At 64.2% G+C, this 26373-nt stretch carries 24 protein-coding genes; 9 read left to right on the plus strand and 15 right to left on the minus strand.

Annotated elements, in window-relative coordinates:
* The first annotated feature begins 120 nt into the window (after nt 1-120).
* Nucleotides 121-1344: an MFS transporter gene (locus tag RX331_RS14520; RefSeq protein WP_317257197.1), complete on the plus strand. Its 1224-nt coding sequence runs from the start codon at nt 121-123 to the stop codon at nt 1342-1344.
* A gap of 18 nt (nt 1345-1362) precedes the next feature.
* Here RX331_RS14520 and RX331_RS14525 read toward each other — a convergent pair whose 3' ends face one another.
* From RX331_RS14525 to RX331_RS14540, 4 genes are all read right to left on the minus strand, one after another.
* Nucleotides 1363-2817, minus strand: a complete 1455-nt coding sequence (locus RX331_RS14525; RefSeq protein WP_317258131.1) for a GntP family permease — start codon at nt 2815-2817, stop codon at nt 1363-1365.
* 19 nt (nt 2818-2836) lie between these two features.
* A complete protein-coding gene (locus tag RX331_RS14530) occupies nt 2837-3883 on the minus strand; it encodes a patatin-like phospholipase family protein (RefSeq protein ID WP_317257198.1) in 1047 nt (348 codons plus the stop codon).
* Between the two features lie 275 nt (nt 3884-4158).
* Complete coding sequence (locus tag RX331_RS14535) at nt 4159-4923, minus strand: SDR family oxidoreductase (RefSeq protein ID WP_317257199.1); 765 nt, start codon at nt 4921-4923, stop codon at nt 4159-4161.
* 12 nt (nt 4924-4935) lie between these two features.
* Entirely contained in the window at nt 4936-5694 is a 759-nt protein-coding gene (locus RX331_RS14540; protein ID WP_317257200.1) for a proteasome-type protease, read from the minus strand.
* A 144-nt stretch (nt 5695-5838) separates the two neighbouring features.
* Here RX331_RS14540 and RX331_RS14545 point away from each other — a divergent pair, with 144 nt between their 5' ends.
* Together RX331_RS14545 and RX331_RS14550 are read left to right on the plus strand one after the other, a co-directional pair.
* Nucleotides 5839-6225: a hypothetical protein gene (locus tag RX331_RS14545; RefSeq protein WP_317257201.1), complete on the plus strand. Its 387-nt coding sequence runs from the start codon at nt 5839-5841 to the stop codon at nt 6223-6225.
* A 65-nt stretch (nt 6226-6290) separates the two neighbouring features.
* Nucleotides 6291-7901, plus strand: a complete 1611-nt coding sequence (locus tag RX331_RS14550; RefSeq protein WP_317257202.1) for an ABC transporter substrate-binding protein — start codon at nt 6291-6293, stop codon at nt 7899-7901.
* A gap of 147 nt (nt 7902-8048) precedes the next feature.
* On the opposite strand, the gene RX331_RS14555 is transcribed toward RX331_RS14550, so the two are convergent.
* The 3 genes from RX331_RS14555 to RX331_RS14565 form a co-directional block, all read right to left on the minus strand.
* The gene (locus RX331_RS14555; RefSeq protein WP_317257203.1) at nt 8049-8888 is read right to left on the minus strand and encodes a transglutaminase family protein; all 840 of its coding nucleotides are present in this window, start codon (nt 8886-8888) and stop codon (nt 8049-8051) included.
* Nucleotides 8889-9013: 125 nt separating this feature from the next.
* A complete protein-coding gene (locus RX331_RS14560; protein ID WP_317257204.1) occupies nt 9014-9958 on the minus strand; it encodes an alpha-E domain-containing protein in 945 nt (314 codons plus the stop codon).
* 2 nt (nt 9959-9960) lie between these two features.
* Entirely contained in the window at nt 9961-11379 is a 1419-nt protein-coding gene (locus tag RX331_RS14565) for a circularly permuted type 2 ATP-grasp protein (RefSeq protein WP_317257205.1), read from the minus strand.
* A 220-nt stretch (nt 11380-11599) separates the two neighbouring features.
* On the opposite strand from RX331_RS14565, the gene RX331_RS14570 reads away from it, so the two are divergent.
* The 3 genes from RX331_RS14570 (at nt 11600) to RX331_RS14580 (ending at nt 13625) form a co-directional block, all read left to right on the plus strand.
* On the plus strand, nt 11600-12337 hold the full coding sequence (locus RX331_RS14570; protein WP_317257206.1) for a competence/damage-inducible protein A: 738 nt from the start codon (nt 11600-11602) through the stop codon (nt 12335-12337).
* A gap of 27 nt (nt 12338-12364) precedes the next feature.
* Entirely contained in the window at nt 12365-12883 is a 519-nt protein-coding gene (gene gpt, locus RX331_RS14575; protein WP_317257207.1) for a xanthine phosphoribosyltransferase, read from the plus strand.
* Nucleotides 12884-13007: 124 nt separating this feature from the next.
* Nucleotides 13008-13625 (plus strand): hypothetical protein, encoded by a 618-nt coding sequence (locus tag RX331_RS14580; RefSeq protein ID WP_317257208.1) that lies wholly within the window; start codon nt 13008-13010, stop codon nt 13623-13625.
* 95 nt (nt 13626-13720) lie between these two features.
* Here the strand turns inward: RX331_RS14580 and RX331_RS14585 are convergent, their stop codons facing one another.
* Nucleotides 13721-14743, minus strand: a complete 1023-nt coding sequence (locus tag RX331_RS14585; RefSeq protein WP_317257209.1) for a methionine synthase — start codon at nt 14741-14743, stop codon at nt 13721-13723.
* Nucleotides 14744-14859: 116 nt separating this feature from the next.
* Between RX331_RS14585 and RX331_RS14590 the strand changes: the two genes are divergently transcribed.
* From RX331_RS14590 to RX331_RS14600, 3 genes are all read left to right on the plus strand, one after another.
* Complete coding sequence (locus RX331_RS14590; RefSeq protein ID WP_317257210.1) at nt 14860-15561, plus strand: glutathione S-transferase N-terminal domain-containing protein; 702 nt, start codon at nt 14860-14862, stop codon at nt 15559-15561.
* Nucleotides 15562-15693: 132 nt separating this feature from the next.
* Entirely contained in the window at nt 15694-16305 is a 612-nt protein-coding gene (locus tag RX331_RS14595; protein WP_317257211.1) for a 2-hydroxychromene-2-carboxylate isomerase, read from the plus strand.
* Complete coding sequence (locus RX331_RS14600; protein ID WP_317257212.1) at nt 16305-17321, plus strand: NADPH:quinone oxidoreductase family protein; 1017 nt, start codon at nt 16305-16307, stop codon at nt 17319-17321. The genes RX331_RS14595 and RX331_RS14600 overlap by 1 nt, the downstream gene beginning before the upstream one ends.
* A 268-nt stretch (nt 17322-17589) precedes the next feature.
* On the opposite strand, the gene RX331_RS14605 is transcribed toward RX331_RS14600, so the two are convergent.
* From RX331_RS14605 to RX331_RS14635, 7 genes are all read right to left on the minus strand, one after another.
* Entirely contained in the window at nt 17590-18234 is a 645-nt protein-coding gene (locus RX331_RS14605; RefSeq protein ID WP_410708280.1) for an esterase/lipase family protein, read from the minus strand.
* A gap of 86 nt (nt 18235-18320) precedes the next feature.
* Complete coding sequence (locus tag RX331_RS14610; RefSeq protein WP_317257214.1) at nt 18321-19211, minus strand: crotonase/enoyl-CoA hydratase family protein; 891 nt, start codon at nt 19209-19211, stop codon at nt 18321-18323.
* Nucleotides 19212-19386: 175 nt separating this feature from the next.
* Nucleotides 19387-20808 carry an amidase gene (locus tag RX331_RS14615; protein ID WP_317257215.1) on the minus strand — a complete coding sequence of 474 codons (1422 nt, stop codon included), beginning with the start codon at nt 20806-20808 and terminating at the stop codon, nt 19387-19389.
* Nucleotides 20801-21973, minus strand: a complete 1173-nt coding sequence (locus RX331_RS14620; RefSeq protein WP_317257216.1) for a M20 aminoacylase family protein — start codon at nt 21971-21973, stop codon at nt 20801-20803. Before RX331_RS14620 ends, RX331_RS14615 begins: the two co-directional genes overlap by 8 nt.
* Nucleotides 21974-21997: 24 nt before the next feature.
* Complete coding sequence (locus RX331_RS14625; protein ID WP_317257217.1) at nt 21998-23500, minus strand: M81 family metallopeptidase; 1503 nt, start codon at nt 23498-23500, stop codon at nt 21998-22000.
* Between the two features lie 228 nt (nt 23501-23728).
* Nucleotides 23729-25369: an ABC transporter ATP-binding protein gene (locus tag RX331_RS14630; RefSeq protein WP_317257218.1), complete on the minus strand. Its 1641-nt coding sequence runs from the start codon at nt 25367-25369 to the stop codon at nt 23729-23731.
* 112 nt (nt 25370-25481) lie between these two features.
* The gene (locus RX331_RS14635; RefSeq protein WP_317257219.1) at nt 25482-26372 is read right to left on the minus strand and encodes an ABC transporter permease; all 891 of its coding nucleotides are present in this window, start codon (nt 26370-26372) and stop codon (nt 25482-25484) included.
* Nucleotide 26373 lies beyond the last annotated feature (1 nt).

The raw sequence follows: 26373 nt of genomic DNA on the forward strand, positions 1-26373 counted from the left end.
GCACGGGAATGGGTCCCGGCTCAGCAGCGCAGCACTTCGTGCCGCGCTGCGTCCGGGACACGATAGCCATTTGCCTCCGGCCGTTGACAACAACTCGCCGCTCGGCCACCCGTCACAGCCATGTCCTCAACGCTACCGGTGGGTGCCCGCGAACTGCTCAGGCACGGGCCGTTCCTGTTTTTCCTGTTGTCGCGCAGCCTTTCGCGCTTCTCCAGCCAGATCGCCGCGGTCGCGATCGGCTGGCAGATCTATGATCTCACCGGCAGCGCCTTCAATCTCGGCATGGTCGGGCTGGTGCAGTTCCTGCCGACGGCACTGCTGGTGTTCGTGGCCGGCCATGCGGCCGACCGGTTCGAGCGCAAGCGCGTGGTGCAGCTTTGCCAGATCGCGGAAGCCATGACGGCGCTGTTCCTGGCGGTCTCCACCTTTGCCGGCTGGCTCAATGAGGTGCAGATCTTCATCGCGACCTTCGTGATCGGGATCGCCGGCGCCTTCGAAAGCCCGGCCACCGCCGCGCTGCTGCCGCTGATCGCGCCAAAGGGCTCGCTGCAGCGGGCCACCGCGATTTCCTCCGGCGCTGCCCAGATCGCGACCATCACCGGCCCGGCACTCGGCGGCCTCGCTTATGTCTTCGCGCCGAGCCTGCCTTATCTCGTCATCGTCGTATTCTGGCTGGCGGGCGCAGTCCTTACCGGCTTCATCAGGGCGGAACGGCAGGAGCTTTCGAAGACCGACACGACGTCGGACGACGTATATGCCGGCGTCCGCTTCATCCGCAACAACCCGGCAATCCTCGGCACCATCTCGCTCGACCTGTTCGCCGTGCTGCTCGGCGGCGTTACGGCGCTATTACCGATCTATGCGCGCGACATCCTGCAGACCGGCCCGCTCGGTCTCGGCATCCTGCGCGCCGCGCCCGCGGTGGGCGCGCTCTTGATGACCGCCTATCTCGCCCGTCACACCATCAACCGCCATGTCGGCTTGCGGATGTTCCAGGCCGTGATCGTGTTCGGTGCGGCGACGGTGATTTTTGCGCTGTCGCAATGGATGTGGCTGTCGGTGCTGGCGCTGGCACTGCTCGGCGCCGCCGATACCATCAGCGTCGTTATCCGCTTCTCGCTGGTGCAGCTCTCGACGCCCGACGAGATGCGCGGCCGGGTCGGCGCGGTCAATTTCCTGTTCATCAACGCCAGCAACCAGCTCGGCCAATTCGAAAGCGGCGTCACGGCCGCGCTGTTAGGCACCGTGCCGGCTGCCGTCATCGGCGGCGTCGGCACCATCGCGGTCGCGCTGCTGTGGATGAAACTGTTCCCGTCGCTGCGGAAGGTGGAGCGGCTGGAGTAGGGCGGCCGGCGGGTGCGGCTAGAAAGACCCAAGCGTCGAGCCCAAGGCGATCACAGCAACCAGCGCAATGACCGGCCCAACGATATTGGCCATCACCATATCGAAGTAGCTGTCGCGATGGGTCGAGCCGCAGACCGCAAGCAGCGTCACGACGGCGCCGTTGTGCGGCAGGCTGTCGAGCGTGCCGGACCCGATCACGGCAATGCGGTGCATGAGTCCTGGGTCGATCTGGGCCGTCCTGGCAATTTGCAGGTAAGTTTCGCCAAGCGCATCGAGCGCGATGGTCAATCCGCCGGAAGCCGAGCCGGTCAAGGCGGCAAGGACGTTCGTCGCGATAGCCAGAGAGACGAGAGGGCCGCCGGAAATCGACAGCACCCAGTCGCGCACCAGCGCAAAGGCGGGCAGCGCGGCGACGACAGCGCCAAAGCCGACCAGGCTGGCCACGCTGAAGATCGGCAGCACCGAGGCGTTTGCGCCGGCATCCATGCTCGCCCGCACGTCTGCCAGACGGGCTCGATTGAGCGCAATGAGGGTTGCGGTGGCGGCGGCGAGCGCGACGGCGACCGACCACACGCCGGCCACACCCGCAAGCGATGTGGCGCCCCAGCGATCCTCCCCAAGAAACGAGAAGTCGAGGCGTGGCAGGATCAGGACCGACATCAGGAGGTTCACGCCGACAACGACGAGGAGTGGGATGATTGCCGTGCCGATTGGCGGCGGCACATCGCTGCGCTTGCCATGGGTTATTTCGGCCGTATCGAACTCGTGGGACGATGTGGCGCGTTCCCGGATGAATTGATCGTCAGCAACGGTGCCGGTGCTGGGCTCCGCATCTCCGCCATAGCCTTCACCGGATTTGCGTGCCGACGCCTCGGCGCGGGCGAGCCACCATAGCCCGAAGGCAAGCATGATGGCCGAAGCGATGATTCCCAGTCCAGGTGCTGCGAACGGCGTCGTACCAAAGAAAGGCATCGGGATTGTGTTTTGGATCGCGGGTGTTCCGGGCATCGCCGACATCGTGAAGGTGGATGTGCCGAGCGCGATGGCGGCCGGCATGAGCCGATGCGGGATATCGGCGGCACGAAACAATTCCCGTGCCATCGGCGCCAAAACGAAAAAAGCGACGAAAAGACTCACGCCGCCGTAAGTGACGAGCGCGCCCGCAAGCACGACAGCAAGGATCGCCCGGCGCTGCCCCAGCCTGCTGCTGATGAAACGGGCGATGGCAAGGACCGACCCGCTGTCGTCCATCAGCTTGCCGAACAGCGCGCCCAGGAGAAATATCGGGAAGAATTGCGCAATGAAGTTCGCCGCACTGCCCATGAAAGTCTGGGTCCAATGGGCGAGCAGGGGCTCTCCGGCGAAGGCCGCAGCGACGATCGCCACAGCCGGCGCGAGCAGGAGCACGCTCCATCCGCGAAACGACAGCCAGACAAGGAGGCCAAGGGCAACAAGGATTCCGACGAGACCCATGCCGTCAAACCTCTTGTCGTCAAACGTGCTGTAACAGGATGTCCAGATCCACCGACGAACGCTGGCCGATGTTCTGGCCGCTCGCCGCAAGGAAGGCCTCCGCGGCATGGCGGCCCTCATCCCGCAGCATGCAAAGGAAATCCCATTCGGCGTTGAACTTCGAGGATGCGCCAAGCTCGGCTAGCATCTTGCTGGCGATGAGATGAACGCGCATCTCGGCCCATTTGCGCCCCTCGGAGCTTCCCGCGTCCACGACCTGTCGGAGCAGCGCGATCATGCGCAGCTCCTTGAGCAGCGTCGCGTTGAACGAGACCTCGTTCAATCGGTCGAGAATTTCGCGCGCCGAGCGCGGTACCCCCTGACGTTCGACCGGATTGACGGCGACCAGGAGCGTGTCATGCGAGTCGGTCTCGCGCACCAGCGGCGTAATCGTCGGGTTGCCGGCGTAGCCACCGTCCCAATAGGGCTCGCCATCGATCTCGATCGCGCGGAATAGCGTTGGCAGGCAGGCGGAAGCGAGCAGGACATCAGGTGTCAGCTCAGCGTTGCGAAACACGCGTCCGCGACCGGTGTGAACGTTGGTGGCCGTCACGAACAGCCGGATCGGAGAGTTCGCGACCTGGCCGAAATCGACGGACTCGGCGAGAACGTGATGCAGCGGGTTGGCGCGGGATAGATTCAGATCATAAGGCGAGAACACGCGGCTTGCCATATCGAAGGCGAGATAAAACGGCGACGTATCAAGCGTCCAGCGGCCGAGCACGACGTCCAGTGGAGTCCGCCTGATCGGGCTGAACCGCGCCGAGTCGGCGACCCGCCGCCAGAACGCCCGCAACGCAGACTTCGCGCCGGCAGGGCCATCGTTCTTGAAACCCGCCGCCAGCACCACCGCGTTCATCGCGCCGGCCGATGTGCCCGATATCCCCTCAATGCGCAGCCACGGCTCATCTAGCAGTCGATCTAACACGCCCCAGGTAAATGCGCCGTGCGACCCGCCACCCTGCAGCGCGAGATCTACCAGCACGGGATCGCGCCCCTCGCGCTTGTGTGGTTCCTTCGAGGACATGGCGGGCTCCGACAGTGCGAGCGCGACGCGAGCCGAAAAGGAGCATACACCACGTCGTTCGCGTGGCTACTTTCACAATTACGAGATGTATGAGGTTCGCCGCGGCTCCTGCGGGAGCGAGTGCTACGCGTGAATTAGCTGGAGGGTGCGTGTCCCGGACGCGGTGCAGCGTCCTTCACGCTGCTCCGCAGAGCCGGGACCTATCGTGCCGCTAGTATGAGCCCCGGTTCAGCGACGCAGCATTTCATGCTGCGTCGCGCCCGGGGTACGAGAGGTTACCCCCGTCCCACGAACGGCATCTTGGTTGCCATCACCGTCATGAACAGCACGTTGGCGTCGAGCGGCAGGCTGGCCATGTAGGCGACGGCATCGCCAACCGCCTTCGCGTCCATGCGCGGCTCGTGCTTCATCGTGCCGTCCGGCTGCATCACGCCGGGGCCGGCGACCATGCGGTCGGTCATCGGGGTCGCGGCATTGCCGATGTCGACCTGGCCGACCGCGATATCATACATGCGGCCGTCGAGATTGGAGGCCTTGGTCAGGCCGGTGATGGCGTGTTTGGTCGAGGTATAGGCCGCGGAGAATGGGCGGGGGGCGTGCGCCGAGATCGAGCCGTTGTTGATGATGCGGCCGCCGCGCGGGTTCTGGTCCTTCATGATGCGGAAGGCGTGCTGGGTACACAGGAAGGGGCCGGTGAGGTTGGTGTTGACCACCGCCTGCCACTGTTCCAGGCTGAGGTCCTCGAAATTGACCGGCGGCGCGCCCATGCCGGCGTTGTTGAAGAGCACGTCGAGCCGTCCATAGGTGTCCTTCACCTTGGCGAACAGCGCCGCGATCGACTCCGGCTTGGTCATGTCGGCGGAAACGCACATGCTCTTGCCGACATTGTCGCCGAGCTTCTTCGTCTCCTCCAGCATCTCCATGCGGCGCCCGGCCAGCACCACGGTGTAACCGGCATTCATCAGCGCCAGCGATGCGGCGCGTCCGACGCCGGTGCCTGCGCCGGTGACGAGTGCGATCTTGTTGGTTGCGTCGGCCATTGTTTCCTCGCCTTACTTCTTTGCTTCTGTTTCGGATTTGTAGGGTGGTCTCGGAATATTCTGATGCGCCGCGCGCAGCGCCGCCGACCAGCGCGAGCGCAGGTCGTGGAAATATGGCTCGCCGGCCTCGATGCGGTGGTTGAGATCGGCCTCGCAGGCGTCCGTGCGCACCACCAGAACATCGATCGGCAGGCCGACGCCGAGATTGGAGCGCATGGTCGAATCCATCGAGATCAGGCCGGTCTTCAGCGCCTCGTAGAGTTCGACGTCGTAATGCATCGCGCGGTCCAGCACCGGCTTGCCGTATTTATGCTCGCCGATCTGCAAGTACGGCGTGTCGGTGGTGCATTCGATGAAATTGCCGGCGGTGTAGACCATGAACAGCCGCATCCGCGAGCCCTTGATCTGGCCGCCGAACAGGAAGGAGACGTCGAAGGAGACATCTTCGGACCGCAGCGCCGGGCCTTCGGTGGCATGGACCATGCGGATTGCCCGCCCGATGCGCTGCGCGGCCTGGAACATGGTCGGCGCGTTCATCAGCGTCTCGACGTCGCCGGTGTTGGGGTCTTCGATGCCCTCCGTCAGCGTCGACAGCACGGACTGGCTGATCGCGAGGTTGCCGGCCGAGGCAATCGCCATGATGCGCTCGCCGGGCTTTGAGAAAATATGCAGCTTGCGGAAGGTCGAGACGTTGTCGAGGCCGGCATTGGTGCGGGTATCCGCGATCATGACGAGGCCGTCCCGCACCAGAATTCCGCAGCAATAGGTCATTCCACGTCCCCGAACGCATTCATTTTCGGCGCCAAACTAGTAGCCAATTTCGATGGGGCATCCAACCCCAATTCCCGTGGCGCGGCATGCTCCCGCTGGGTACCATGTCCCAGGAGAAGGCAGGGAGAAGGCCGGGGGGAGCCCATGCGGAAATCAGCTCTGGCAGCCATAGCGGCGGGGACGCTCCTGCTCAGCAGCGCCCACGCGCTGGCCGGCCCCTGGGAAGACGGCATGGTGGCCTATAATCGCGGCGACTACCTGCCCGCGATCCGGCTGTTCCGCCCGCTGGCCGAACAGGGCAATCCGAAGGCGCAGACCCAGATCGGAACCATGTATCGCAAGGGCGAGGGCACGGCGCCGAACCAGGCCCGCGCCTTCATGTGGTTCAGCGTCGCCGCCAGGCGTGGCGATGCCAAGGCGAGGGCCGGCTTGCGTGAAATGTCGAAGACGATGACCCCTGCGGAAATGTCGCAGGCGAAGTCCATGGCGGATGCCTGCGCCGCATCGAACTATCGCGCCTGTGAATATTGACTTGAGTCCGCCGCCTCCGGCACGCTGTCCCTCCATAACAACAAGAAATATCGGGAGGCCTCATCATGCGCGGCAAGCGGCTATCACGCGAACTCACCGTCTCCATGGTGGCGCTCTGTGCCGCCTTGCTCACGGCAGTTCCTGCCGTGGCGCAGAAAAAGGGCGGCACGCTCAGGCTCTATCACAACGACAATCCGCCCTCGGCCTCGCTGCACGAGGAAGCGACGATTGCCTCGGTCACGCCGTTCGCGGCCATCTTCAACAATCTGGTCGTGTTCGATCCGGCCAAGGTGCATGAGAGCATCGACACCGTCATTCCCGATCTCGCCGAAAGCTGGTCGTGGGATTCCACCAATACGAAGTTGACCTTCAAGCTCCGGCAGGGCGTGAAGTGGCACGACGGCCAGCCGTTCACCGCCAAGGACGTGCAGTGCACCTGGCGGATGCTGATCGGCAAGACCGAGACCCAGGACTTCAAACGCAACCCGCGCAAGGTCTGGTACACGAAGCTGCAGGACGTCTCCATCAATGGCGACTATGAGGCGACGTTCGAGCTGAGCGAGCCGCAGCCGAGCCTGCCGGTGCTGCTGGCGAGCGCGTTTTCGCCCGTCTATCCCTGCCATGTGCCGCAGCAGGTGATGCGCACCAAGCCTGTCGGCACCGGACCGTTCAGGTTTGTGGAGTTCAAGCGCGGCGAGTCCGTTCGCCTGGTACGCAATCCCGACTACTGGAAAAAGGACCGACCGTATCTCGACGAGATCACGTTCCGGATGATCGACAGCCGCGCCACGCGCATGCTGGCGTTTTCGACCGGCGAATACGACATCACCTTTCCCTCCGACGTCAGTATTCCCCTGATGAAGGACATCAAGGCGCGCGCGCCGAATGCGATCTGCGAGATGACCACCACAGGGACGCTGATCAACCTGATGGTCAACCGCGTCAATCCGCCGTTCGACAATCCGGACATCCGAAAGGCGATGTCGCTGGCGCTGGACCGCAAGCCGTTCAACACCATCCTGATGGAGGGGCTGGCGCGGATGGGCGGGGCGATGCTGGCGCAGCCCGAAGGCGAATGGGGCATGCCTTCGGAAATGCTGTCGCAGCTTCCTGGCTACGGTCCCGAAACCGAGAAGAACATCGCCGAGGCGCAGGCGATCATGCAGAAGCTCGGCTATAGCGACGCAAAGCCGCTACAGATCAAGATCCAGACGCGGAATCTGCCGACCTATCGCGATCCCGCTGTCATCCTGATCGACCAGCTCAAGAAGATCCATATCGTCGGCGAGCTCGACATTCTCGACACGCCGCGCTGGTACGCGCGGCTCGCCAAGAAGGATTACACGATCGGGCTCAACGTCACCGGCGTCAGCGTTGACGATCCCGACGGCAATATCGTCGAGAACTATTCCTGCAAGTCGGAGCGCAACTACACGCAATATTGCAATGCCGAGGTCGATCGTCTGCTGGCGGCGCAATCAAGCGAGCTCGACCCGGACAAGCGCAAGAAGATGGTCTGGGAGATCGAGCGGCTGCTGGTCGAGGACGCCGCGCGGCCCGTCATCCTGCACTCCTCGGCCGCCAATTGCTGGCAGCCCCATGTGAAGAATTTCCGCCCCCATGCCAACAGCCAGTACAACAATCTGCGCTTTGAGGATGTGTGGCTGGATAAGTGACGATCGTCCACTGTCATTGCGAGGAGCGAAGCGACGAAGCAATCCATCTATCCCCGCGTTGTAGCGTGGATTGCTTCGCGGAGCCTGTCATCGGGCGCGCATTCGCGCGACCCGTTGGCTCGCAATGACGATGGGAAAAGCGCCGGCCTACTGCGACTGGTTCTGCCATTGCCCCGGCCGTCCGGCCTGTTCGACCTTCACGGCAACCGTCAGCGTCTCGCTGCCGCCGCCATAGCGGGTGCCGCGCACGGGGGCGGCGCCGAGGTAATCGAGCCCGATGGCGACGCGGGCATGCGCGTCCGTCGTGCAGATGCCATTGGCGGTGTCGAAGCCGACCCAACCGAGGTCGGGCACATGGGCTTCGGCCCAGGCGTGTCCGGCCTGCTGATGCACGGTGCCGTCTGCGCGCAAGAGATGGCCGGAGACGAACCGCGCCGGCACGCCGCCGGAGCGGGCGCAGGCGATGAAGATATGGGCGTAGTCCTGGCAGACGCCGCGCTTGAGGGCGAACGCTTCCGCCGCCGACGTGCCTGAATTGGTCGGGTCCTCGTCGAACGTCATGTGCTCGTTGATCTGCACCATCAGTGCGTGCAGGAAGCCGAGCACGTCGCCGTCGGATTCCGCGCGCAGCTCGCGGGCAAAGGTTGCCATCGCCGGGTTGACCGTCGTCAGCGCGGTCTGGCGCAGGAACAGGCCGGCCGGGAAGCGCTCGTCGGTGCCGCGCAGCACGCCGCCGGTGTCGTGGGTCTCGACCAGCCCCTCGACATGGATGGTGAGGTCGGCGATCGATCCATAGGTGAGCACATGGGTGAGGTTGCCGAATGCGTCCTGGTGCATATCGAGCCGCGAATCGGTCGAGACGTCGATCTGCCATTCGGCGACATACTGCCCGTCATGGCTGCCGGGCGTCATGCGCAGGATCTGGATCACGCCCGAGGCGGCCGGCTCGTAGCGATAGGTCGTGGTATGGGCAATTCGCAGGCGCATCTTGTGTCTCGTATTCTCTTCGTCATTCCGGGGCGCGAAGCGAACTCTGGGGCGCCCTTGCGCCCCAAAGAATCTCGAGATTCCGGATTCGGCTCTGCGAGCCGCCCCGGAATGACGGCGCTTGATCAAATCAAATACTGCCTGGTGATGATCTCACCCAACCGCGAATTGTCGGCGATGAATTCCTGGATGAATTCATGCACACCGTGCTGGAAGATATCGTCCATATGGCTGTGTTCAAGCCGGTTACGCACGCCGCGGGCGTGGCGCTGGGAGGGGCCCTGGCGGCCATAGGCGACGCCGATCTGGTCGAGGTTGCGTACGAGGTTGCTGTAGCAGCTCGCCAGTGAGCGCGGCAGCGTGTCGTTGAGGATCAGGAGATCGGCGATCAGCCACGGCTTCAGCGTCTCGCGATAGACCCAGTGATAGGCGGTCGTTGCCGATACCGAGCGCAGGATCGAGGTCCACTGGTAATAATCCAGGGGGCCGCCGACATGTTCCTCCTCGGGCAGCAGCACGTGATACTTCACGTCGAGAATGCGGGCGGTGTTGTCGGCGCGCTCCAGATGCACGCCCAGCCGCGAAAACCAGTAGGCGTCGTTGCGCAGCATGGTTCGGTAGGCCGAGCCGTCGAAGCGCAGCGAGGTCTCCTGCACGAAACGGAGAAAGCGCGCCAGTTCCTCGCGGCTCGAGGTGCCCTTGCCCCACACCTCCTGCAATTCGATCCAGGCCGAGTTGATGGTGTCCCACATCTCCGACGTTAGCGCGGTGCGGACCGAGCGCGAGTTCAGCCGCGCCGCCTCGATGCAGTTTTTGATCGAGGAGGGATTGGCCGGCGAGAATGCGAGATACTCGACGACGTTCTGCTCGTTGGCTTCGAGATAGGCTTCGAAGAAGCTCTCGCTGACGCCGGCGGTCAAAAGCGCCGATTCCCACTCATTGGTCTTGCCGATATAGGCGGCGGGCAGCGCGGTGACGCGAAGCGTCGCGTCGATGGTGCGCGCGATATATTCGGCGCGCTCGACATAGCGGGCCAGCCAGTACAGGTTTTCGGCGGTGCGCGACAGCATCTCTATTCGTCCAGTATCCAGGTGTCCTTGGTGCCGCCGCCCTGGCTGGAATTGACCACCAGCGAGCCTTCCTTCAGCGCCACCCGCGTCAACCCGCCCGGCACGATGGTGACGTGCTTGCTCCCTGTCAGCACGAACGGCCGCAGGTCGACATGGCGCGGCGCAAGGCCGGACGCGGTGCAGGTCGGACAGGTCGAGAGCGCCAGCGTCGGCTGGGCAATGAAGCCTTCCGGCTCGCGCTTGAGCTTGTCGCGGAACGCCTCGATCGTCGCCTTGGTCGCGGCGGGGCCGATCAGCATGCCGTAGCCGCCGGAGCCGTGCACTTCCTTGACGACCAGTTCGCTTAAGTTGTCGAGCACATAGGCCAGATCCTTTGGCTCGCGGCAGCGCCAGGTCGGCACGTTCTTCAGGATCGGCTCCTCGCCGAGATAGAATTTTACGATGTCCGGCATATAGGAATAGATCGCCTTGTCGTCGGCGATGCCGGTGCCGACCGCGTTGGCCAGCGTGATGTTGCCGGCGGCATAGGCCGACATCAGCCCGGGGACGCCGAGCGCTGAATCCGGGCGGAAGGTGAGGGGATCGAGGAAGTCGTCGTCGACGCGGCGGTAGATCACGTCGACGCGCTTCAGCCCTTCTGTGGTGCGCATGAACACCTCGTCGCTCTTGACGATGAGGTCGCGCCCCTCGACCAGCTCGATGCCGAGCTTGTCTGCGAGGAAGGAGTGTTCGTAATAGGCGGAGTTGTAGACCCCGGGCGTCATCAGCGCCACCGTCGGCTCCGCCGAGGCGGAGAGCGGCGCCACCGAGCGCAGTGCCGACAGCAGTTCGTCGGGATAGCGCTCCACCGGCGCCACGCGGTGGCGGGCGAACAGGTCCGGAAACAGCCGCATCATGATTTCGCGGTTTTCCAGCATGTAGGACACGCCGGAGGGCGTGCGTGCATTGTCTTCCAGCACGATGAAATTCTCGGCGTCAGTCCGGACGATGTCGATGCCGGCGATGTGCACATAGACGTCGTGCGGCACGCTCTGGCCGTTCATCTCGGGGCGGAAGACCGGGTTCTGGAAGATCAGGTCATCGGGGATGATGTTGGCGCGCAGGATGTCGCGGCCGTGATAGATGTCGCGCAGGAACATGTTGAGCGCGCGGACCCGCTGCTTCAGGCCCTTTTCCAGCACCGTCCATTCCTTGCCCGACATGATCCGCGGAATCACGTCGAACGGGATCAGCCGTTCCTGGGCTTCGGCATCGCCATAGACGGCGAAGGTGATGCCGATCCGGCGGAACAGGAGTTCCGCCTCCTGGCGGCGATATTCCAGTGCCTCCGGCGGCGTCTCTTTCAGCCAGCGGGAAAGCTCCTGATAGGCCGGACGGAGGTCGCCGCCGGGCCCGTTCATTTCATCAAAGGCTACTGCCATAAACCCTGACTATCCCCCGAAGCCATGCGGCACAGTGCATGACTTCACGGGATGGTAGCAAGGCTCGGGCCAGCGCGATATGCATTGGCTCGCGGCATTTCGAGGGGGTAGCTCGCCGCGCTGCCCTAAAAAAGGGCTGCCGGGTGCTTATTTCGGCAGCAAATCCCCGTGACTTCAATGCGTTGCTTGCGCAAAGTACCGGGACAGGTGGGGAGAAGTCATGAGCGAGATCGTCACGGCGGGTATTCTGGTCATTGGCGACGAGATCCTGTCCGGCCGGACCAAGGACAAGAATATCGGCTTCATCGCCGAATACCTGACCAATATCGGCATCGACCTCAGGGAGGTCCGCATCGTCGCCGACGACGAGACCGACATCGTCGATGCACTTAATGCACTGCGGAATCGCTACACCTACGTCTTTACCACCGGCGGCATCGGGCCGACCCATGACGACATCACCGCTGACAGCGTCGCCAAGGCTTTTGGGGTTGCGATCGACCATCATCCGGAAGTCGTGGCGCGCTTCCGCGAGCGCTGGAGCGAGCAGGACCTGAACGAGGCGCGGCTGCGGATGGCCCGCGTGCCCGACGGCGCCGAGCTGATCCAGAGCGCCACTATCCTGGCGCCCGGCTTCAAGCTCGGCAACGTCATCGTAATGGCCGGCATCCCCTCGATCATGCAGGCGATGATGGACATCGTCGCGCCCAAGCTGAAATCCGGCGCGCGGATGCTCTCGGACTCGGTCACGGCCAATGCGCGGGAAGGCGACATTGGCGGGCCGCTGCGCGAGATCGCCAACGCCCATCCCGACACCATCATCGGCAGCTATCCGTTCATGGACGAGGACAAGAAGCCCAACACCAACCTCGTCGTCCGCTCGCGCGACCCTGACAAGCTGAACGCCGCCATGGCCGCGGTGAAGGAGATGCTGGCGGGATTGAACGTGGCGCGCTAGCAGGGCGGTAAGACAAGGCGAACCAAGATGGCAGACAACACTTCCGAACCGAGCGCCGAGGCGCGGGCAGGCCGGCCCTTTCCGGTCTCCTGGGACCAGTTTCATCGGGATTGCCGGGCGCTGACCTGGCGGCTCAACGAGGTCGGGCCGTTTCATGCCGTGATCGCGATCACCCGCGGCGGCCTCGTGCCTGCGGCGATCGTAGCCCGCGAACTCGGCCTGCGCGTGATCGATACCGTCTGCATTGCCAGCTACGACCACACCAGCCAGGGCGACCTGCACGTGCTCAAGAGCGTCTCTGCCGACGTCGCCAAACTCGGCGGCGGCACCGGCAAGGGGCTCTTGATCGTCGACGACCTCGTCGACACCGGCGCGACCGGGCGGATGGTGCGCCAGATGCTGCCCGACGCGCATTTCGCCACCGTCTACGCCAAGCCGAAGGGCAAGCCGCTGGTCGATACCTTCATCACCGAAGTGTCGCAGGACACCTGGATCCATTTTCCCTGGGACACCGCGCTGTCGTACCAGCCGCCGATCCGGTCGTGATGGCTTTCTGTCATTCCGGGGCGCCTCGAAGAGGCGAGCTCGGTATCCATAACCACCATCGTGAGTATGGATTCCGGGCTCGCGCCAAGAGGCGCGCCCCGGAATGACGATGGAATGACGCCCCATGCCCCTGCAGAACCGCGTCACCCCCACCGGCGACATCATCGCCACCCCGCATCGCGGCCTCTTCACCGGCAATCGCGGCATCATCCACGATCCCGCAACGAAGACCTTGCTGAAAAAGCGCTGGTCGAGCCCGGCGTGGATCACTTGCCTCTGCGAGTTCAGAGGCTGGCGACGGCCGGTGATGGGCCGGCGCAGCTGGACCGAGCTGTTCTTTCTCGACGAAGCCACCGCCTTCGCCGCCGGCCACCGCCCATGCTTCTTCTGCCGCCGCGACGACGCCAACCGTTTTCGTAGCTGCTGGGAAAAGGGCAACGGTGTTTCGGACATTCGCGCGCGGGAGATGGACGCCGTGCTGCACCAGGAGCGGCTGGAGCGCGGCAGGAAGCGGCTGCATCCGCTGCCGGTTCCCGTGACACAACTGCCTGATGGCGCGATGGTGGTGCGGGGTGAAGAGAGTTTTGTGATCGTGGCGGAAAGGGTGCTGCAATGGTCGATGGCTGGCTATCGCAAGATAGATGTCGCGATCGATGACGCGCTGCTGCTGACGCCGCCGTCAACGCTGCGCGCGTTCGGCGCGGGATATCGGCCGGTGCTGCATCCGAGTGCGGTGAAATAGGCGGTCACCTCGTCATTGCGAGGAGCGAAGCGACGAAGCAATCCATCTATCCCCGTGTGGAGCGGTGGATTGCTTCGCTGCGCTCGCAATGACGACTATGCCAACTTCTGCCGCGCCAGCTTCGCGCCTGCGCCAAGTGCTACCAGCTTCGCCTCCGCAATATCCCGCCGCATCGGGGCCATGCCGCAATTCGTCGTCGCGACGATGTTGCTCAGCGGCACGAACTTCGCGACCGCCTCAATCACCTTCACCACATCCTCGGCGGTCTCGACCGTATCGCTGGCCACATCAATGACGCCGGCCTGGACGACCTTACCCGGTAGCAGCGCCAGCAGATCGAGCGGCACCTTTGAATTGCGGCACTCGATCGCCACCTGCTGGATTGGGCTTTTCGCAATCGCCGGGAAAATATCCTCGTACTGCCGCCACTCGGCTCCCAGCGTCTCTTTCCAGTCGGTATTGGCCTTGATGCCGTAGCCGTAGCAGATGTGGACGGCGGTGGTGCAGGTCAGCCCTTCGGCGGCGCGCTCCAGTGCCTTGATGCCCCAGTCGGAGACTTCGTCCATGAAGACGTTGAAGGCGGGCTCGTCGAACTGGATCACGTCGACGCCGTCGGCCTGCAACGCCTTGGCCTCGGCGTTGAGCAACTCGGCAAAGGCAAACGCCATCTTGACCTTGTCGCCGTAATATTTGTCCGCGACGGTATCGGCGATGGTCATCGGGCCGGGCAGGGTGAATTTCAGCTTGCGGGTGGTGTGGGTGCGGGCGACGCGGGCCTCATCCGCATGGACGCGGCCTTTCAGCGTCAGCGGTGCGATCACCTGCGGCACCATCGCCTTGTAGCGATCATTGCGGATGCCCATCTCGACCTTGTGGGCGAAATCGATGCCCTCGACCTTCTCCAGGAAGCCGTGGACGAAATGCTGGCGGGCCTGCTCGCCCTCGGTGACGATATCGACGCCGGCATCCTCCTGCAGCTTCACCGCCAGCATGGTGGCGTCGCGCTTGGCGCGGGCCAGTTCGTCGCCCTTCGATTTCCAGGGCGCCCACAGCATGTTGGGTTCGGCCAGCCATTCTGGCTTGGGCAACGAGCCTGCGATCGTGGTTGGAAACAGCATGGGAGCCTCCCGGTCAGTTCTGATTGAGCGCCTGTCTGCCATGTCTTAGGATCGAGGTACAGAACAACAAAAGTCGCCGCCTTGGGGCTTCCCCGTGACCGGCAGCTAGGGGAGCTATGATCGACCTGCATTATGCGCCGACGCCGAATGGCTGGAAGATCTCGATCATACTGGAGGAACTCGGGCTTCCCTATCGGGTCATTCCGGTCAACATTCGCGCCGGCGAGCAGTTCAGGCCGGAATTTCTGGCGATCAGCCCGAATAACCGGATTCCGGCCATTGTCGATCATGAGCCGGCCGATGGGCAGGGGCCGCTTTCAGTGTTCGAGACCGGCGCCATCCTGATCTATCTCGCCGACAAGACCGGGCGCTTTCTGCCGAAGGAGACGCGCCCACGCTCCCGCGTGATGGAATGGCTGATGTGTCAGATGAGTGGGCTGGGGCCCATGCTCGGCCAGCACGGTCATTTCGCGCTCTATGCGGCGGAAAAAATCCCCTATGCGATCGAGCGCTACCGCGACGAGGCGGCGCGGCTCTACGGCGTGCTCGACCGCCAGCTCGGCAAGACTGGCGCCTATGTCGCCGGCGACTATTCGATCGCGGACATCGCCTGCTTCCCCTGGACCATGACCCACAAGGCGCAGGGCTTTACGCTGGACGATTACCCGAACGTCAGGCGCTGGTACGCCGAGGTCCGCGCGCGGCCGAAGGTGCAGGCGGGGCTGGCAATTGGCAAGTTCGTCAAGGAGCCGTTCGACGAGGAAGCGCGGCGGAATATGTTCGGTGCGCGAGCGAAGGAGCTGGCGGAGAGGAAGTGACACTCTATCCCCTCATGGTGAGGAGCGCGGAACGCGCGTCTCGAACCATGAGGCCACAGACGGGCCTGCATCCTTCGAGACGCCGCTGCGCGGCTCCTCAGGACGAGGGTCAACAACAAAAGGAAAACACCCATGCTCGAATTCTTCTTCGACTGCTCCAGTCCCTGGACCTATCTCGCCTTCCACAACATCCAGCCGCTCGCAAAAGAGCTCGGCGTCGAGATCAGCTGGCGGCCGATCCTGGTCGGCGGCATCTTCAATACCGTCAACCCCAGCGTCTACGCCTCCCGCGAGACGCCGGTGCCGCTCAAGGCGCGTTACATGAAAAAAGACCTCGCCGACTGGGCGCGTTCGGCTGGGCTCACGATCAAGATGCCGCCGACGGTGTTTCCGGTGAACAGCGTCAAGGCGATGCGCGGCTGCATCTGGCTCGGCAACAACGACATGGTGCCGTTCGCGCGCGCGGTGTTCGAGACTTATTGGGGCGACGACAAGGACATCTCGCAGGACTCCGTGTTGACGGAGATCTGCAAGAAGGTCGGCATCGACCATGTGAAGTTTTTCGAGGGTATCGGCCAGCAGGCGATCAAGGATCAGCTCAAGGCCAACACCGACGAGGTGATGGCGCGCGGCGGGTTCGGGTCGCCGACCATCTTCGTTGGCAAGACCGACATGTATTTCGGCAACGACCGCATGCCCTTGATCCGCGAGGCACTGGAGCGGTTGAAGGTGCAGGCCGCCTGATGCCGCGCGCCGTCGTCTGCCGCGAGCTCGGCCCGCCCGAGAATCTGCACCTGGAAACATTTGCCTCCTCGCCGCTGGCGCCGGGGCAGGTGCGCGTCGCCATCCGGGCCGCCGGCTTGAATTTCCCTGACGTGCTGATGGTGGCGGGCGAGTATCAGCTCAAGCCGCCGCTGCCGTTCACGCCGGGCATGGAGGCCGCGGGCGATATTGTCGAGGTCCACGCGGCGGAAGGTGTCGCGGTGGGCGAGCGCGTGATCGTCAGGATGCGGCACGGCGCCTATTGCGATGAGGCGGTAGCCACGCCGTCACAGCTCATCAAGCTGCCGTCGACGTTCGACTATGCCGAGGGTGCAACGTTCCTGGCCGGCCATGGCACCGCCTATCACGCGCTGATCGACCGCGGGCAGCTTCGGGCGGGCGAGGTGCTGCTGGTGCATGGCGCCGGTGGCGGCGTCGGGCTCGCCGCCGTCGAGATCGGCAAGATGCTCGGTGCTGTCGTCATCGCCACGGCGTCGAGCGACGAGAAGCTGGCGATTGCGAAAGCAAGGGGCGCCGATCATCTCATCCGCTACGATCGTGAGCCGTTCCGCGACGCCGTGAAGCGCATCACCGACGGGCGAGGGGCCGACGTCGTGTTCGATCCGGTCGGTGGCGAAGTGTTCGAGAACTCGATGCGCTGCATCAACTGGGGCGCGCGGCTGCTCGTCATCGGCTTCACCGGCGGCATCGGCCTTGCGAAGACCAATCTGTTGATGATCAAGGGCGCGAGCGTACTCGGCGTCCGGGCCGGCGAGGCGGTGCGGAGAAATCCCGCACTCGGCGAGGTCAGGATCAGGCAACTCACCGAGTGGGCCGAGGCCGGAAAAATCCGCCCCAACGTCTCGCACCGCCTGCCGCTGGAAGATTACGCCGAGGCGATGCGGCTTCTCATTGACCGCAAGGCGATCGGGCGCGTGGCGCTGGTGATGGGTGACTCTCTCCGTCGTCCCCGCGAAGGCGGGAATCATACCGCGTGATCGATCGAGAAGGCAAACTGGCGGACGCCCCGGCGCGAAACTAAAGCGGGTGGTTATGGATCCCGGCTCGCGCTCGCGTTGCTCGCTTGGCCGGGACGACAGCGCTGAGATCGTGGGCTAAGCGAAGCGTGCCCATTGTCGCCGCAAAAGAGGTGGGCACGTCGCTTGCGCTCCTCTGCCCACCCGATGACTGTCATGCCCAGCGCATGCGGGGCATCCAGTATGCCGCGGCCGATCGATCAAGCACCGACGCCCCTGGAATACTGGATCACCCGCCGGAGCCTGTCATCGGGCGCGCATTCGCGCGACCCGTTGGCGGGTGATGACGGGAGGTGGTAAACTTCCCATCCTGCAAAAACGCAATCGTCTGCGCGACCGCGACGCTATTTCGCACCAGCCAAGGATGCGAGCTGGGGATTACGATGTGAGCCGTCATCCCGTCGAGTTTGGTGTTGGCAACCGACACGCGCCCATCATGCGGCTTCGGCAGGAATGTTGACGCGATCGGATAGATCGACCGGTTTCCGGCAATGATCCCGACCGGATAGTCAACTGGAGGAAACAGCGCATTGATTGCATCATCCCGCCGCGTGCCGAGCTGTTGCCCCGCCGGTCCGAAGAAGGCGCGGTAGAGCCTGAGATGCCCGAGGCGATCGGCGATCTCGCTGCCGCTGTTCGGCGTGCCGAGCATGACGACGCGGCCGAGGCGTTCCGGCCGATATCTCGCAATGTAAACCCGTGCCAGCAGGCCGCCCATCGAATGGCAGACGAAATGGATGGAGCCGTCGATGCCATCCGCAAATCGTTGAACGGAGGGATCGATGTCTTCCGCAAGCCCTTCAAGCGCCTTCCGGCGGCTGGGATAGTCCAGATTGAGGGTTGCATAGCCGTCGGCGTCCAACGCCGCCTGCATTTTGCGAAAAGATCGCGCCGTCCTGCTGATGCCGTGCAGCAGGACGACGCCGTCTTGTCTCGCATCAACCGAAGCCGGCCGCTCGCTCACTTATACTCCCGTTCGTCCCACCACGGGAAATAGTCGGGCATGTCGCTCGACACCTTGTTCTTGAACTGCGCCGGGCGTTTTTCCAGGAACGACACCACGCCTTCCCTCACATCATCCGAGCGGCCGCGGGTGTAGATGCCGCGGCTGTCGACCTTGTGGGCTTCCATCGGGTCGTCGGCACCGAGCATGCGCCACATCATCTGCCGGATAAGCGCGACGGAAACCGGCGCGGTCTTGGCGGCGAATTCCTTGGCGAGGGCGCGGGCGGCCGGCAGCAGATCATCCGGCGGCACCACCTTGCTGACGAGGCGTCCGGCCAGCGCTTCCTGCGCCGGAAAGACGCGGCCCGAATAGCACCATTCCAGCGCCTGCGAGATGCCGACGATGCGCGGCAGGAACCAGCTCGAGGCGGCCTCCGGCACGATGCCGCGCTGGGAGAACACGAAGCCGAAGCGCGCCGCTTCGGAGGCGATGCGGATATCCATCGCGAGCTGCATGGTGACGCCGATACCGACGGCAGGCCCGTTCACCGCCGCGATCACGGGTTTCAGGCACTTGAAGATGCGCAGCGTCACCTGACCGCCGCCGTCGCGCACCTGGGGATCGCTGTAATCCACCGCGCCGCTCGGCAGGCGTCTGACCGGCCCGCGCCGCGCGTCGCGGTCAAACGTATTGGCGCCGGAAGAGAGGTCGGCGCCGGCACAGAAGCCGCGGCCGGCGCCGGTGACGATGATGGCGCGGATATTGTCGTCCTTGTCGGCGGCGTCGAAGGCGTCGATCAGCTCCTGCTGCATGGTGCCGTTGAAGGCGTTGAGCTTGTCGGGCCGGTTCAGCGTGACGGTGAGAATCTGATCGTTGACCTCGTACTTGATGGTCTCATACGCCATGGGCGTTTCCTTCGTTTGTGTTTCTTGTTCGATTGCTCAACACGTCGTCATGCCCGGGCTAAAGCGCAAAGCGCGTCTTTGCGCAAGATGTCCCGGGCATCCACGGTTTTCGGTCCATCGACAGCGTAAAGACGTGGATGGCCCGGACAAGCCCGGCCATGACGGAGGTATGGATTTATTTTCCCGGCGGCGTCGGCCACGGTCGCTGCGGGCCGCGCAGGCCTTCGAACGCCTTGGCCATGCCGAGCACGCCGAGATCGTCGAAGCGGCGGCCGACGATCTGCACGCCGATCGGAAAACCGTTCTTGTCGTAGCCGCCATTGATCGAGATGGCCGGGTTCTCCGACATATTCCACGGTACGGTGTAGCAGATGTGCTCGAACGGCTTGTCGGGATCGTTGATCGGGGAAGCGAACTCGGCGGGGAAGTTCACCACCGGCGATACCGGCGAAAGCACGTAGTCGTGTTCGCAGAACAATTTTGCCGCGGCGGCGCGGATCGCCATGGTCGCGTTGAAACCTCTGATGACATCGACACCGGAAAGTTTTGCGCCGGCTTCCGCCCATTTGTGGATGTAGGGCAGCGCCTTGCCGCGTTCCTCGGGCGAGAGCTTTGAAAGGTCGTCCCACATCCGGGCGCGCCAGAAATTATCGAGCCCGTCGAGCATCTCGCGCGTCAGGATGCCGTCGATCTCGGTCACAACGGCGCCGGCGGATTCGAACGCCTTGGCGGCCTTGACGGCAACGCTGCGCACTTCGGGCTCGAGCGCCTGGCCGGTGCCGGCATCGAGCATCAGGCCGATGCGCAGCTTGCGCGGCGACTTGTCGTGCGCCTTCCAGTTGATGGTGTCGGCCGGCAGGCTCATGCCGTCGCGGCGGTCGGGTTTGGCCAGCACGCACATCATCAACGCCGCATCGTCGACGGTGCGGGTCATCGGGCCTGCGACGCGGCCGACATAGGGCGGATCGATCGGAACGCGGCCGAGGCTCGGCTTCAGCGCGACGAGGCCGCACCAGGCGGCCGGCAACCGCACCGAGCCGCCGATGTCAGTGCCGAGATGCAGCGGGCCGTAACCGGCGGCACCGGCCGCGCCGGCGCCGGCGGAGGAGCCGCCAGGATTCTTGGTCAGGTCCCAGGGATTGCGGGTGAGGGGATGGAAACTGGAAAGGCCCGACGACAGCATGCCGTAATCCGGCATCGTCGTTTTCGCGAAGATGATCGCGCCGGATTCGCGCAGCCGCGCGGCGGGCGGCGCATCGCGCTCGGCCGGCACATGCTTGACGCTGGCGGCGCCGAGTGGAATCGGCTGGCCCTTGGTTGCGATATTGTCCTTGATGGTGACAGGCACGCCGTCGAGCGAGCCGGCGGGCTCTCCGAGTTGCCAGCGGTCGGTCGAGGCCTTCGCGGCGGCGCGGGCGCCGTCGGGATCGTAGAGATAGAGCGCCTTGATGTGCGGTTCCCACGCCGCGACATGCGCGATGATTTCCTCCAGCACTTCCGAGGGCGAGAACTGCTTGGCGCGATAACCTGCGATCAGGTCTGTCGCGGACAGGTCATGCAGCGAGGTGATCTCTTCTTCGGCGGCTGGTCTATGCATGCGAACCTACCGGGAGACGGGTTTCGATGATGCGGGCGAACACGCTGGCGCCGATCGGCAGGATCTTGTCGTCGAGCACATAGCCGGGATTATGCACCGGCACCGAGCCGTCATGGCCGATCCAGAAATAGGCGCCGGGCACCACCTGCATCATGTCGGCAAAATCCTCGCTGCCCATCTTCGGCGTCGCCCGCGTGAACACGTTGGCCGGATCGACGATCGTCTTCGCAGCCTCCTCGACCACCCTGGACTGTTCTTCCTCGTTGACCAGCACGCTGAACCCGTCGCGGATATCGACGGATATTTCGCAGTCGAAGGTTGCGGCAATGCCGGCGCTGATCGCGCGCATGCGTTCGCGGATCAGCGCGCGTACGTCATCGTCGAATGCGCGCACCGTGCCGCACAGTTTCGCGTCGCCGGGGATGACGTTATAGGCCGAGCCTGCGTGAATCTGGGTGATCGAGAGCACCGCCGCTTTCAACGGATCGACGTTGCGGCTGACGATGGTCTGCAGCGCCTGCGCCAGCGTGGTGGCGATCACCACCCCATCCTTGGAGCGCTCAGGCATCGCGCCATGCGCGCCATAGCCGTTGATCGTGATGTCGAAGAAGTCGGCGCCGGCCATCGCCGGGCCCGGCAGGATGGCGATCTCGCCGTGGTTGAGATCGGGCGCGTTGTGCAGGCCGTAGACCTCGTCGCAGGGGAATTTCTGGAACAGGCCGTCCTTGATCATGGCGCGGGCGCCGCCGAGGCCTTCCTCGGCCGGCTGGAAGATGAAATGCACGGTGCCGTCGAAATTTTTGGTTTCAGCCAGATAGCGCGCGGTGCCGAGCAGCATCGTGGTATGGCCGTCATGGCCGCAGCCGTGGAAGCGCCCGGGGATGGTCGAGCGCCATTTCAGGTTGGTGTTCTCCTCCATCGGCAGCGCGTCCATGTCGGCGCGCAGACCGATGCGCTTGGTGCCGCTGCCATTGCCCTTGAGCACGCCGATCACGCCGGTGCCGCCGAGCCCGCGATGCACCTCGATGCCCCAGCCCTTCAGCTTCTCGGCGACGATGCCGGAGGTGCGCACTTCCTCGAAGCCGATCTCGGGATGGGCATGCAGGTCGCGCCGGATGGCGGTGAGTTCCTCGGCGTAGCCGTCGATGCGTTCGATAGTAGGCATGTCTGTGATCCCGTGTATGGCTGGTTAGGCGGATGGGGTGAAGGCCGGGCCGTTCGGCTTGATGCGAATGCCCGGACGCAGCCGCGTCCAGGGCAGCGTTGCCGTATCGGCCGGCATCGCGCCGGGTGCGGCGCAGATCAAGAGCTTTTCGGCGATCGGTTCGAAATCGGCGCGGAAGTGCACCGAGCTCTTGTTGACAAGGATCTTCTGTTCGGTCGGTTCGATGCCGACATAGCGGTACATCGATTGATCGGCAAGCTGCGCCTTATAGGAGCCGACGACGACCCTGATATCGCCGATGCGCAGGCAGGCCGAGGGTCCCATGTCCATATCGCGGCCGCCATAATAGGGACCGGGCGCCACGAACTGTCCGTCGGATAATTTTTCGACGACGAAGGTTTCGTGGTAGGGCGCATCGCCGGGAATGCCGGACTTGCCGCCGAGATCAAGCGTCACCGTGGCGCCGACACCCGCGGCATGCGCCGCTTTCGCCGACGCCGGATCGTAGATCACGCCGGTCGCGCCGGAGGCGTTGTTGCGCACCAGCGCGCGCAGCATGCCCGTGGTGTCGGAATCGCCGCCCGCGCCGGGATTGTCCTGGGTGTCGGCGATGATGATCGGCTTCTTCGCGGTTTTTGCCAACTCCATGGCGAGGCGCACGCCGTCATCGGGCGAATAGATGCGGCCGTCAAAATCGTCCTCGTGGCCCTCGACGAGGGCGACGATCCTGTCGGCGGCGGCGTCCGCATCGGCCTGCGTTCTGCCATAGGCGAACACGCTCGGCCCGCAATGGGCGAAATCCGCCGCTGGAAAGCCAGGCGCAAACGACAGCGTCGGCACATCATCGCTTTCGAGCGCCGCGAGCTTTTCATAGATGCCCCGGGTCGGCTGGTCGTTGGTACACTGCCAGGAGATCGGGATCAGGAACGGCAATTGCCGGAACGCCTTTGCGAAACGCGTCTTCGATTTCAGCAGCAGCGCAAGGTGCCTGGCGCAGGCGCGGCCGGTGTCGGCCATGTCGATGTGGGGGTAGGTGCGGTAGGCGATCAGCGCGTCGGCATGCGCGATCATTTCGGGCGAGACATTGGCATGCAGGTCGAGGCTTGCGACCAGCGGCAAATCCTTGCCGATCACCTTGCGCACCCGGGCGAGGATTTCACCTTCGCCGTCGTCGTAATGTTCGGTCACCATCGCGCCGTGCAGATCGAGATAGACGGCATTGATCGGTCCGGCATTGGCGATGCCGCTGATCATCTCCTGCATGATGCGCTCGAACGCATCTTTGGTGACATGCGCGCAGGGGCTGGCGGCCGCCGAAATGGTCGGGACCAGCTCCCAGCCATGGCTTTCTGCCGCCTCATTGAAGCCGGCCAGGCCGACATTGATCTTGCGCATGACCTTGAGCACGCCAGCGCCATGCGCCATCGCCGGCCAGCCGCCGCCATGAACAAAGTCCTGATAGGTCGCCTTGGTCGGCGCGAAGGTGTTGGTCTCGTGCAGAAAGCCGCCGACGGCGATGCGGGTCATTTTTTCTCAGCCGGTGTTCTTGGTTGGGGGGACGTTAAGCGGGACATCGTGGCAAGTGCAAGGATTGAAGCAATTCCGTTTTGCATGCCGCGTGGGCGTTCGTAGTTGTCTTGCACCGCAATCAGCCGCGTCATTGCGAGCGAAGCGAAGCAATCCATCTTTCCACTTGTGGAGACATGGATTGCTTCGTCGCTTTGCTCCTCGCAATGACGGGGCTGGGCGGACGCGTCACTCCGCCGCCACTTCGACCGGTCGGAAATTGGCAAAATCCCAGCCGCGGCCCGGAGCGGCATCGAGCAGGGCCTTGGTATAGGCCTGCTGCGGGTTGGTCAGCACCTCTGCGGCCGGTCCCTGTTCCACGATCCGGCCATGCTGCATCACGGCAACATCGTCGCAAATCTGCGCGGCGACACGCAGGTCATGCGTGATGAACAGGAGCGCGATACCCAGCCGCTGCTGGATTTCGTCGAGCAGTTCGAGCACCTGTGCCTGCACGGAGACGTCGAGCGCCGAGACCGCTTCGTCCGCGACGAGAACATCGGGATCGAGCGCCAGTGCGCGGGCAATCGCGATGCGCTGGCGCTGGCCGCCGGAGAACTGGTGCGGATAGCGCGAGACGGCATCGGCGGGCAGGCCGACCAGCTCGAGCAGTTCCCGCGCCTTCGCCAAGGCCTCCGCGCGCGGCATGCCGTAATTGATCGGGCCTTCCGCAATGGTCTCGCCGACGGTGACGCGTGGATTGAGCGAGCGATAGGGGTCCTGGAAGATGATCTGGATCTTCTTGCGGTGTGGCTGCAGCAGCCGGCGCGACAGGTCGGAGATCTCGCGGCCGGCAAGGCGCACGCCGCCCGACGTCGGGTCGATCAGCCGCACAATGCAGCGCGCCACCGTCGACTTGCCCGAGCCGCTCTCGCCGACGATGCCGAGCGTGCGGCCCTTGCGTAGCGTCAGGGTGACGTCCTTGGCGGCTGCGACTTCGCGCGCCTTTCCGAGGAAGGAGCGCTCGCGGTAGACCTTGCCGAGCTCATTGGCTTCCAGCACCACCGGCTCGCTGGTTTCCGCCCGCGGCGGTCGCGGCACCAGGCTCGGCACCGCCGACAGCAGGTTGCGGGTATATTCCATCGTCGGCGTGCGCAGGACGGTATCGAGCGTGCCAGTCTCGACCAGCCTGCCGTAGCGCATCACGGCGACGCGGTCGGCGATCTCGGCCACCACGCCCATGTCGTGGGTGATGAACAGCACGGCGGTGCCGTGGTCGCGCTGCAGGTCGCGGATCAAGGTGAGGATCTGCTTTTGCGTCGTGACGTCGAGCGCGGTCGTCGGCTCGTCCGCGATCAGGAGTTTCGGCTCTAGCACCAGGGCCATCGCGATCATGATCCGCTGGCGCTGGCCCCCGGAGAGCCGGTGCGGGTAGGAGGCGAAGATGCGCTCCACGTCGGGCAGCCGGACGTGCTCCATCATCGCCAGGATCTTCTGGCGGCGCGCCCGCGTATCGAGATTGGTATGGACCCGCAGCACTTCGTCGATCTGGCGGCCGACCGGGACGACGGGATTAAGCGCGGTCATCGGCTCCTGAAAGATCATCGCCATCCGCGTGGCGCGCAGTTCGCGCAGGCGGCGGTCGGAGGCGCCGAGCAGTTCTTCGCCGACCAGCTTGACGCTGCCGCCGGTCGGCGTCAGCGCGCCCTTTTGCAGCAGCCCCATCACGGTCAGCGACGTCACGGACTTGCCGGAGCCGCTTTCGCCGACCACGCATAGCGTCTCGCCTTCGCGGACCTGCAGGGAGATGCCGTCGATGATGCGCGGGCCGCCGGGTTTTTTGCCGAGGCCGACGACGAGATTGTCGATGTCTAGAATGATGTCGGTCATTGTTTATTCTTAGCCGTCATTGCGAGGAGCGTAGCGACGAAGCAATCCATTCTTTCTTTGCGCGGCGAGATGGATTGCTTCGCTTCGCTCGCAATGAGGGGAGAGGTCGTGCTCATTTCCCAGCCTCCCGCTGCTTCATGCGCGGATCGAGCGCATCGCGGGCGGCATCGCCGATCAAATTGACGCTGAGGATCGCGATCGAGAGCAGCAAACCCGGCCAGAAGATCAGCGACGGCTTGACCTGGAAGTAGGCGCGGCCCTCGGCCATGATGTTGCCCCAGGTCGGCGTTTCCGGAGAGATACCGGCGCCGAGGAACGACAGGATCGCCTCGGTGAGAATGGCTGACGCGGCGACGTACGTGCCTTGCACGATCAGCGGCGCCACCGTGTTCGGCATCAGATGCCGCCACATGATCTTGGGCAGGCTGCTGCCGACCGAGATCGCGGCTTCTACATAGGGCTCCTCGCGCGCCGACAGCACGACCGAGCGCACCAGCCGCGCCACGCGCGGAATCTCGGGAATGGTGATCGCCACCATCACCGTCATCAGGCTGGCGCCGGACAGCGACACCACGGCGATCGCGAGCAGGATGGAGGGGATGGCCATCAGGCCGTCCATCACCCGCATCATCACGGCATCGACCCATTTGAAGAAGCCGGAGACGAGGCCGATCACAAGGCCGATGCCGATCGAGAAGATCGCGGCGCCGAGGCCGATCAGGAGCGAGATGCGGCCGCCATAGATGATGCGGGACAAGAGGTCGCGGCCATAGGCGTCGGTGCCGAGCAGGAACTGCGCGCTCGAAGGTTTCAGCCGCTGCGCCGGTGCCAGCAATTGCGGATCGTGCGGCGCGAGCAGGGGAGCTGCGATCGCCATGGCGATGACAAGCCCAAGGCAGATGGTCGCGCCCGCGATGATCGGCGTTGCCGTGAGAAATCCAAGTTTCGGCCGAAACGGCGTGGTGACCGGGATTGACGGTTCGGGAAGGGTATCGATCGCCATC

It is taken from the genome of Bradyrhizobium sp. BWA-3-5, assembly GCF_032917985.1.
Classification (GTDB): domain Bacteria; phylum Pseudomonadota; class Alphaproteobacteria; order Rhizobiales; family Xanthobacteraceae; genus Bradyrhizobium.

Bases quoted from the DNA above. Each gene is read 5' to 3' on its own strand.
- RX331_RS14520 (WP_317257197.1), top strand. From the start codon at position 121: ATGTCCTCAACGCTACCGGTGGGTGCCCGCGAACTGCTCAGGCACGGG.
- RX331_RS14525 (WP_317258131.1), bottom strand. From the start codon at position 2,817: ATGGGTCTCGTCGGAATCCTTGTTGCCCTTGGCCTCCTTGTCTGGCTG.
- RX331_RS14530 (WP_317257198.1), bottom strand. From the start codon at position 3,883: ATGTCCTCGAAGGAACCACACAAGCGCGAGGGGCGCGATCCCGTGCTG.
- RX331_RS14535 (WP_317257199.1), bottom strand. From the start codon at position 4,923: ATGGCCGACGCAACCAACAAGATCGCACTCGTCACCGGCGCAGGCACC.
- RX331_RS14540 (WP_317257200.1), bottom strand. From the start codon at position 5,694: ATGACCTATTGCTGCGGAATTCTGGTGCGGGACGGCCTCGTCATGATC.
- RX331_RS14545 (WP_317257201.1), top strand. From the start codon at position 5,839: ATGCGGAAATCAGCTCTGGCAGCCATAGCGGCGGGGACGCTCCTGCTC.
- RX331_RS14550 (WP_317257202.1), top strand. From the start codon at position 6,291: ATGCGCGGCAAGCGGCTATCACGCGAACTCACCGTCTCCATGGTGGCG.
- RX331_RS14555 (WP_317257203.1), bottom strand. From the start codon at position 8,888: ATGCGCCTGCGAATTGCCCATACCACGACCTATCGCTACGAGCCGGCC.
- RX331_RS14560 (WP_317257204.1), bottom strand. From the start codon at position 9,958: ATGCTGTCGCGCACCGCCGAAAACCTGTACTGGCTGGCCCGCTATGTC.
- RX331_RS14565 (WP_317257205.1), bottom strand. From the start codon at position 11,379: ATGGCAGTAGCCTTTGATGAAATGAACGGGCCCGGCGGCGACCTCCGT.
- RX331_RS14570 (WP_317257206.1), top strand. From the start codon at position 11,600: ATGAGCGAGATCGTCACGGCGGGTATTCTGGTCATTGGCGACGAGATC.
- gpt (WP_317257207.1), top strand. From the start codon at position 12,365: ATGGCAGACAACACTTCCGAACCGAGCGCCGAGGCGCGGGCAGGCCGG.
- RX331_RS14580 (WP_317257208.1), top strand. From the start codon at position 13,008: ATGCCCCTGCAGAACCGCGTCACCCCCACCGGCGACATCATCGCCACC.
- RX331_RS14585 (WP_317257209.1), bottom strand. From the start codon at position 14,743: ATGCTGTTTCCAACCACGATCGCAGGCTCGTTGCCCAAGCCAGAATGG.
- RX331_RS14590 (WP_317257210.1), top strand. From the start codon at position 14,860: ATGATCGACCTGCATTATGCGCCGACGCCGAATGGCTGGAAGATCTCG.
- RX331_RS14595 (WP_317257211.1), top strand. From the start codon at position 15,694: ATGCTCGAATTCTTCTTCGACTGCTCCAGTCCCTGGACCTATCTCGCC.
- RX331_RS14600 (WP_317257212.1), top strand. From the start codon at position 16,305: ATGCCGCGCGCCGTCGTCTGCCGCGAGCTCGGCCCGCCCGAGAATCTG.
- RX331_RS14605 (WP_410708280.1), bottom strand. From the start codon at position 18,234: ATGCAGGCGGCGTTGGACGCCGACGGCTATGCAACCCTCAATCTGGAC.
- RX331_RS14610 (WP_317257214.1), bottom strand. From the start codon at position 19,211: ATGGCGTATGAGACCATCAAGTACGAGGTCAACGATCAGATTCTCACC.
- RX331_RS14615 (WP_317257215.1), bottom strand. From the start codon at position 20,808: ATGCATAGACCAGCCGCCGAAGAAGAGATCACCTCGCTGCATGACCTG.
- RX331_RS14620 (WP_317257216.1), bottom strand. From the start codon at position 21,973: ATGCCTACTATCGAACGCATCGACGGCTACGCCGAGGAACTCACCGCC.
- RX331_RS14625 (WP_317257217.1), bottom strand. From the start codon at position 23,500: ATGACCCGCATCGCCGTCGGCGGCTTTCTGCACGAGACCAACACCTTC.
- RX331_RS14630 (WP_317257218.1), bottom strand. From the start codon at position 25,369: ATGACCGACATCATTCTAGACATCGACAATCTCGTCGTCGGCCTCGGC.
- RX331_RS14635 (WP_317257219.1), bottom strand. From the start codon at position 26,372: ATGGCGATCGATACCCTTCCCGAACCGTCAATCCCGGTCACCACGCCG.